This window comes from Pseudoalteromonas sp. S1609 (genome assembly GCF_005887255.1).
Classification (GTDB): domain Bacteria; phylum Pseudomonadota; class Gammaproteobacteria; order Enterobacterales; family Alteromonadaceae; genus Pseudoalteromonas.
In genome coordinates this window covers 1-461 of the sequence record NZ_PNDJ01000184.1, presented here as the reverse complement: position 1 = coordinate 461, position 461 = coordinate 1, and the positions used below count along the sequence as shown (strand labels likewise).

The 461-nt window shown below is 47.9% G+C and carries 1 protein-coding gene; it reads right to left on the bottom strand.

All coding sequences use genetic code 11. The annotated features are described in order from the left end of the window. A partial coding sequence (locus tag CWB76_RS19350; RefSeq protein WP_138609734.1) for a M20/M25/M40 family metallo-hydrolase occupies nt 1-461 on the bottom strand: 461 nt, incomplete at both ends.

Genomic DNA, 461 nt, shown 5'->3' with positions numbered 1-461 from the left:
GTTTGGCTCACCAACAATACAGCCATCAAGCACAACGCCCTGTTGTGCTAATCGCTTGGCAATCAGCACAGAGCCATGCTCCGCCTCACCTTCTTCATCTGAGGTGATCAGCCAAAATAATGTTCCCTGCTTTTGCTGCGCGCTGTTTATTAACGTCTGCGTTGCACTAAGCATCGCGGCAATGCCTCCTTTCATATCGGCGGCACCACGCCCATAAATTGCATCGTTAATTATGTGTCCACCAAACGGATCGGCTAACCAGCCACCTTGCGTTGCGGGTACCACATCAATATGCCCAGAAAATGCCACCACGGGGCCTGCCCCAAAGGTTATTTTTGCAATTAAGTTTGTCACATTATTAGAACTAAATTGCTCTGTACTAAAGCCTAACTCAGTAAGGTGGTTCGCAAGCCACTCAATGCCACCAGCTGGATTAGGAGTAATCGATTTAAATCGGATCA